The 7009-nt window shown below is 58.5% G+C and carries 8 protein-coding genes; 4 read left to right on the forward strand and 4 right to left on the reverse strand.

Annotated features, from left to right (window positions below):
* Positions 1-224 precede the first annotated feature (224 nt).
* Positions 225-1103: a HEAT repeat domain-containing protein gene (locus tag FMZ75_RS04315; RefSeq protein ID WP_166141445.1), complete on the forward strand. Its 879-nt coding sequence runs from the start codon at positions 225-227 to the stop codon at positions 1101-1103.
* A gap of 406 nt (positions 1104-1509) precedes the next feature.
* Here the strand turns inward: FMZ75_RS04315 and FMZ75_RS04320 are convergent, their stop codons facing one another.
* Genes FMZ75_RS04320 through FMZ75_RS04330 form a run of 3 tightly spaced genes read right to left on the reverse strand, consistent with a single transcriptional unit; the run spans position 1510 to position 3353 of the window.
* Complete coding sequence (locus FMZ75_RS04320) at positions 1510-2016, reverse strand: HEPN domain-containing protein (protein WP_166141446.1); 507 nt, start codon at positions 2014-2016, stop codon at positions 1510-1512.
* Entirely contained in the window at positions 1991-2830 is an 840-nt protein-coding gene (locus FMZ75_RS04325; RefSeq protein ID WP_166141447.1) for a nucleotidyltransferase domain-containing protein, read from the reverse strand. The genes FMZ75_RS04320 and FMZ75_RS04325 overlap by 26 nt, the downstream gene beginning before the upstream one ends.
* A 16-nt stretch (positions 2831-2846) precedes the next feature.
* A complete protein-coding gene (locus tag FMZ75_RS04330) occupies positions 2847-3353 on the reverse strand; it encodes a hypothetical protein (RefSeq protein WP_166141448.1) in 507 nt (168 codons plus the stop codon).
* Between the two features lie 52 nt (positions 3354-3405).
* Here FMZ75_RS04330 and FMZ75_RS22115 point away from each other — a divergent pair, with 52 nt between their 5' ends.
* Positions 3406-3831 carry an HNH endonuclease gene (locus FMZ75_RS22115; RefSeq protein WP_370464665.1) on the forward strand — a complete coding sequence of 142 codons (426 nt, stop codon included), beginning with the start codon at positions 3406-3408 and terminating at the stop codon, positions 3829-3831.
* A gap of 1 nt (position 3832) precedes the next feature.
* Complete coding sequence (locus tag FMZ75_RS04340) at positions 3833-4498, forward strand: SMI1/KNR4 family protein (RefSeq protein ID WP_166141450.1); 666 nt, start codon at positions 3833-3835, stop codon at positions 4496-4498.
* Positions 4499-4828: 330 nt separating this feature from the next.
* Here FMZ75_RS04340 and FMZ75_RS04345 read toward each other — a convergent pair whose 3' ends face one another.
* The gene (locus tag FMZ75_RS04345) at positions 4829-6364 is read right to left on the reverse strand and encodes a Fic family protein (protein WP_166141451.1); all 1536 of its coding nucleotides are present in this window, start codon (positions 6362-6364) and stop codon (positions 4829-4831) included.
* Positions 6365-6718: 354 nt separating this feature from the next.
* Between FMZ75_RS04345 and FMZ75_RS04350 the strand changes: the two genes are divergently transcribed.
* Positions 6719-7009: transposase (locus FMZ75_RS04350; protein ID WP_207783274.1), on the forward strand; the 291-nt coding region annotated here is incomplete at its 3' end.

Here is a 7009-nt window from a genome sequence, read left to right on the forward strand (position 1 = left end):
CAACGAGGCGCGGCAGCCGACCCACTCGGCTCCCTGCGCCATGCCCACGTCGAGGCCGTGCCTGTCGCTTCCATGTAATGCTACGCACATCGAGGAATTGCAACGGCCCGTTCGAGAGTTTAGGAGGTGGCCATGCGCCTATACTTGTCGTTCTTCGATCTCGGTAACATATCCGACGAGCTTGTCGCTCTTGCATGTGATTCTCGACAGTCAGGGATGCTTCGATGGCAACCAAAGGCAAACAGACGCTGACGGAAAGCGAGATTCATGACCTCTTCGTGACCGCAGTGGCGCATATCAACGACCCCGACCCAGAAGACTCATGCGTCCTAACGCCGGCATGGGATGCGATAGCGACCTTGCAGCGGAACGGCGATGAGGCCGTACTCGATATCTGCAAAGCCTTCTGCAAAAGCGACGACTCAGATGAACGGGCTGTCGGAGCCGCGGTCCTCGGTCAATTGGGGTCTTCCTTGGAGTTGCTCCGCGACGAGCGTTTCCGCCTGCTGAAGGAAATGCTCGACCGGGAACTCTCGGGTGGCGCCGATCCCGAGATGCTCGCCTCGATCTGCTTCGCGTTCGGGCACTTGAACGATCCGCAGGCCGTCCCTGCGGTCGTCCCGCTCGCCCGCCATCCCCTGTCGTCGGTGCGCTATGCCGTCGTCCAAGCACTGTCGGCGCAAGAAGACCCCGTCGCGATAGCAGGGTTGATCGAACTGTCAAACGACGAGGACAGGGACATACGGGATTGGGCCACCTTTGGTCTCGGACAGCTAATCGAAGCGGACAACGCCGACATCAGGGAAGCGCTTCGATCAAGGCTAGCGGACGCCGACCCCGACACGCGTTTAGAGGCAATCTCGGGACTTGCGCGCCGCAAGGATGCAGGCGTGATCCCCCATATCGTTGACGCTCTCGACGCGGGCGAAGTTGGCGCTCCGATCTTTGAGGCCGTGGTCGATCTCGCCAACCCGATCTTTTGCAGGCATTTGGCAGGAACCAAGCTTTCAGGCCAAATACTTCCAGAAGTGGTCGCAAAATCCGAATATCTTCGAACAAAGTGGCAGCAGGCCGCGGCGGCGTGTGAATGTGACGAGACCTGACGTGGAGAGGTTCACAAGGCTCGAGTTCCAAGCCGTTGATTCTTTGAATCCTGCGACGAAGTGCGCGCGACGTTGCGGCGTGTGCTCGCCGGGTTCGGCCAGAAAATCGACTGCCTCCAATCGAGCCGCGACATCCTGATCAGCCATCTCGAACGTCTTGGATAAAGTCGGCGCCTACCTTCCTGCCCGCGCCGTCAAGGCGTTCCACGCCGCGAGGGAGTCCATGTAATCCCGCCAATGTCCGATCTTTCGGTTCTCGATCCTGATGATCGAGCAAAACCGGTTGTCGTATTGCACGCCGGTCGCGAGGATCGTACGGCCCAATCCTTCTTGTCCAGATCCTTCGTTCCCGCGCTCAGTCCCGGAACGACCGTCAGTCCGTGCGTCGTTCCGTCGCCTCTGGATGTCAGCGAGGTCCGCCGGATGCTCCACCGCCGGAGCCGTCATCTCGATACCGCATCGGGTCGATGTTTTGGGCGGGCGTGGAGTCGCTTGCCGACAAGTCAACACCGAAATGATCGGCTGCTTCCGCAATCATTACATCCACCGTCTCCATAGCGGCGTCCACTTTGCGCCAATCCGGTTCAGGCGGCAGCCTCCCGCCTGTTTTTGGGTACCTGTAAGTCGTTGCAAAAATCGTGAGAAAGGTGATTCTCTTAAGTTGCTCTGTCGACGGATGTCCCGAGGGGAGCTTGTCCACCAATATGTCCAGCCGATGACTATCCTGACGCTGGATGTCGACGCCCTCGGAAGTGAGGAGCGCACGCAGCAGTTTTTCGGCGGCTTGTTCGGCAAGGTAGGCCGCATTGCGACTACCCGTCTTTCTCAATGTTCTCGCATCCCTGCTGTCGTTGGCAGCCAAGCGCAAGGCATTGGCGATGAGAAGGTCAAGACGAGGAGAGTCGGATGGCATGGTCGATGATCTCCCGCGCGTGCGAATTCGCCACGTTCAAATCCGCGATGAATTCGCTTTCATAGCAGGCTTGTACGTCGGCATAAACACCAGAATTCACTTGCGTTTCCCATCCGAGCATCGGATCCAGGAGGGACTTGTCGGCGTCGTCCGGCAGGATGACGAGAATATCCCAGTCGCTGTTTTCATCGACGTTCCCTTTCGCGCGACTGCCGAATAGAAGAATGTCGACGGGATGGTATACGCCTTCGATGCGCTGCAAAAGCGTTTGCAATTCCGGAAAGGTCGCGCGCCGTTCGATCAACGAATCCAAAAGACTTCCCATGTCATCTCCTTCCGAGGTTCCGTATTCGAACGGAGTTTCGGCGTCCCCTGCCGCCCATGCGAAAATCCGATTCGATGATTCGCACATCGGCGGCGCCTTTTTGCTCGCCTCGCGCCGATCAGTAACGAGTCGACCTTGTCGGCGGCCATATACTTTGACTCCCGTCCTGACGATTTCCGCAAACATGCTCGTTGGATCATCCAGCTCGTCGATGAAATCGTCAATCCTGATGGGAATCACGTCGCAACCGACGCCGAGTCCGCAAATGGGAGCGTAGGCGCGGTCGTAATCGCGACCGTCCTCGCCGTCCTCCACCTTGGTTACTACAAGGAGATCGAAGTCGCTGTCGGGACGGTGCGTTCCAGAAGCGCGGGAGCCGAACAGCCAAATTGACAACGGATCGAGCGCCTCCGCGAGTCGTGACACGACCTCACGCAGCTCTTCCTCCTCCGTCGCAAACGGCCCTGTGTTCGGATGAACCTGATTCATTCATCAACACCCATAATTACACCACTTCGCGCGCCAGCATTTCCACGACGTAGCGCTGAACATCCCCGAGGGGGACCAGCGTGAAAGCGCCGTGCGCCCGCGCCTCCGCGAGGCGATCCGGCAGATGACGGATGTCGTCGCGATCGAAGATCATGTGGATCCCGCAGGCGGGCGAAGCCAGCACATACCGGTCCACCGGCTCCCGATCACGGGCCATCCGCTTCCACATCTCGGGCTTCGAGACGACGGAGTTCGCGTCCTCGAAGCTCACCCCGGCGTCGATCAGCAGCTTGGCCGTCCGCATCAGGCACAGATCAATGAAGCCGAACCGCCGCCACTTTTGACGCGGCGCGGGATCGTCGTGCGCGTCGCCGCCGGGCCGATGGAAACCCGGCAACATGCCGACGCGGCCCAGCAGCCCCCGCTTCAGATAGGAGCGGAAGCCCTCATAGCCGACGCCGACGATCTCCGCCGCTTGCGCGGACGAGACCTGCGGCAGCTTCAGATGCAGAAAATCACCCACGACATCACCATAATTCGGTTCCATTGGGACCGAATATACCGAGCCACGATCGGTGTCAATAGGACCGGTTTTTTGTAACCACGGCTCCCCCCGATTGGACCGCTCCAAGATAGTCCGTCGAAGCATTCCCTTCGACGCGAGAGGGTTTCCGATTTTCGACAATGTCGCCGTTGTCGATCTGACGGTCCCCGACCGAGCCGCATTCTTCGCCGTGGGACCACAAGAGCAAATGGCCATGGCCACCAAGACCCTTCGTGGGATGATAAATAGCGATCCTGTATACAAGGCGAGACTTGGATTTTCGCTGTTCCAACTGAGAGACATTGAAATCGGTGTACACAAGATCAAAGGATACGCTTGGCATCATCATCAGCAGCCGGGTAGGATGCAACTTGTGCCAGAAAATCTTCATAAAGTCTCGCATGTGGGCGGATCCAGCATGAACCGATGCATGCAGACTAATCGGAAGGATGGATGACATGAAAACGGAAGAGCTCACTCTTCGATATGGAAAGCGGATCGATCCGGTGTTGATCGCTGACTTCGAACGGGAGTTCGGTGTCGTCATCCCGGCTTCCTACAAGGATCTGGCTGCACGAAGAGACGGTGTCATCTGTGATGATTGCGTTATCGTGCCAGATATGCTTGAAACTTACAATAGTCTTACTCAATATGTTGGTGAAAAAGTAGCAATAGGTGGCTTCATTTGCTTCAATAATCACGAAATCAAAGATGATGATATGTTTTTCCATGCCAGAAAGACCATGGAATACATGCCACTGGTATTCTGGTTCAGCGACACTGGCAGCGCATGGAGGTTCTGTTTCGACTATCGGGAATCCAGAAAAAATCCTCGCATCGTCCTCCTGATAGAGGAATGGACACATCGAGTGCTCGTGCCCATCGCCGACAGCTTCGACGAATTCCTCGGCAAGCTGCATCCAGCGGAATACGAATTTTCGAAAGAAGATATGGAGGAGAAATCGTTCGCCGTCCTCCTGGACTACATGCGGTCGCGCGAGACGTCTCCGGTTGAGATCGACGAGTATCTCGACGAGGTGTATGCAGGCAACGCGGAGAAGATCGCGGCGGCCAAGGAGCGTCTCGCCGCCTCCGCGGCAAACGCGGCAATACTGCGGAAGTGAGGGTTGCCGCCGCCGTGACGATCGACGGCATGTTCATGGACGCAGGCGCGGAGCTTGTCTCCGACATCAAAGGGCCGTCAACAGACGTGATCCGTAAGGGCCCAGCCCCAGCCCGAGAAGCGTCGATCAGTCCTCGAACAGCCTCATTGTGGCCGGGCGGAGCTTGGCCATGCCACTGTCCCGGCGTATGCGCCGGTCGAACGGTCACGATTTCCAGCTATCAGTCCGCCTCGGCATGCATGAATCTCGCCGTCAGCGTGCGAAAATGCTCCGCTCAATTTGTAGGTCGCCCCAACGACCAGAATTCGGCTTGACAGCCTCTGTGTCCATTCACGGTCCTCCCGAAGCGCCTCCTCCCGCTCCGTCGCCTCCGTCGTTTTCGTCCGCGAAATCCGCAGGAATCGCCAAGCGCAGACGGATACCGAACAAATCGCCCTCTTCCGGACGAACGAAAGCATTGGTCTTTCTAAGCACGGCGAGGGCCGTCTCGAAATCGCTCCAATCGATCGACGAGGTGTATCTCTGCGCGAAATCGAGCGTCCTGATCAGCGTCGTCGGATTGTCGCCGAGATTCAATGACTTGAGCCCCGCCAAGTAGTTCGACCGATAGATCGTCGGCACAATTATTCTGGTTTCTCTCGCCGACTCGAGCTCGGCATTCATCATGATTCGAGCGGTTCGTCCGTTTCCGTCAGCGAACGGATGCACCTCGGAAACCAAGAACATCATGAAGATCGCCTTATCCAACGGCGCATCGAGCCGTCGGTAGATGTCGAACCCTCCCCTGAGCGTTCCAACGACATCTTCGGGACTCACGAACGACGTGACGCCGGCGCGGTTGGGCAACTTTTTGAATTCTCCTGGAAGCTTCTCGGGCCTAGCCTCCATTATTCCCGCATGTCTGGCTTTCAGAAGCTCGATGAACTCTTCAAATCTGGTTGGCACACGGGCCATCTCCGCCCGGTCCGAGACCACCCGGAAAGTTCCGACAATGTCGTGCGCGTCCGCAGGGCGCATCGATGGAATGCGGTTTTCGAAGACGATGTCGCGGGCCTCGTCCACTTCGAACTCGGTTCCTTCGATGAAGTTCGAAAAGTAGGCCTCGAAGAACGCCAGATTGACGAGCGCCTTGTCTCCCAAGGAGGAAAAGCGAGGCGGCGCAGGCGCCAACCGTCGAAGCTCGTCATGCAGCAATTCGAACCGGGCGATTCTCGCAGAGTCGAACGGTTCTCCCGCTCGCCGGGCCCTGGCCGACGCTGCCGTCAGGCGCGCGTCGCGCGTTCCGAGCAATGCGCCAATGATGGAGTCCAGATCGGCGCCTTCGGCTTCGAGTTCCAAGGCGGGCGCCAATTTCCTTATCTGATCGCGCAACTTGTTGATGGCGTCCTCACCGGATTCCCGTAGGAAGCGTTCCAGAAGATCTTCGATCTCCTCACGCTTCAAAGTGCGCGCAACGCCGGAACGGGCGCGCGATGTTCGCATGTTCTCCAAGTATGCGCGCGGCGGAGAACTGCACAAAAGGTTGGGACGCATCGGGAAGTCGCCTTCCAACCGGCCGGCGCCCTTTCTCGGGCGCAACTTGATCCCTGGAATATCGACGTCCCGCCCCCCATCGACGATCAAAAAAATCGATCCGTCACCTGCTGGCTTGTGCTCCAGCGCCGTGCGGTCGGCAATGATCGCCTCCGGAAAATAGCCCGCGACGATGTGCCATAGGTTCCGACGGACGATCGTTTCCGGCGCGTCCTTCAAGTTCGACGTATAGAGACGGCTAGCCAACTTGCGCAGGCGACCGGCGGCCAAGGCCCTATGCACCGCTTTCGTCGTCGCGGCTGTCGAGATGACCACTTCTGGGAACTCAGGCATTTTTCCGTTCTTAACGACTGCCCGACGAGAATCGCGGTATTTTATATGACTTAATGAAAGGCGTAAGAGATTTTTATGCAGATAATGTCCGTATTCGCGCCAAGCTGACTTTCTTCGGGGGTTAGGCGGTGCGCCACTTGGATCGAGGAGATTCGTCGTGCGGAGCAAAGATTCCGGTACCGGCGCCGACCTACGCGGGTCGTGCCCCCACCGGTGGTGTAGCAGCTCGGGAGCAAGCCGCTTGCGACGCGCGCTTTTCATAGCGCCGTAGCGAGCGAGCGGCTTGCGGCGGCCACCGGCGATTCTCCGGTTAGGGTCGGTTTGCGAATCTCAACGCAACCGAGGAACCCACCGATGACCGACGAGATGATGAGCCTGCGGGCGCTTCTGGAAAAGTCCCCCGACGCCGATTTCCTGCGCGAGATGATCGGTTTCGCCGCCAAGCGGCTGATGGAGCTGGAGATCGGCGCCAAGACCGGCGCCGCGCTCGGCGAGCGGTCGCCCGATCGGCTGGCCCAGCGCAACGGCTATCGCGATCGCGACTGGGAGACCCGGGCCGGAACGGTGGAGCTGCGCATCCCCAAGCTCCGCAAGGGAACCTATTTTCCCTGCTTCCTCGAGCCGCGGCGCGTGGCCGAGAAGGCG

This window comes from Methylosinus sp. RM1, assembly GCF_011378635.1.
Lineage (GTDB): Bacteria > Pseudomonadota > Alphaproteobacteria > Rhizobiales > Beijerinckiaceae > Methylosinus > Methylosinus sporium.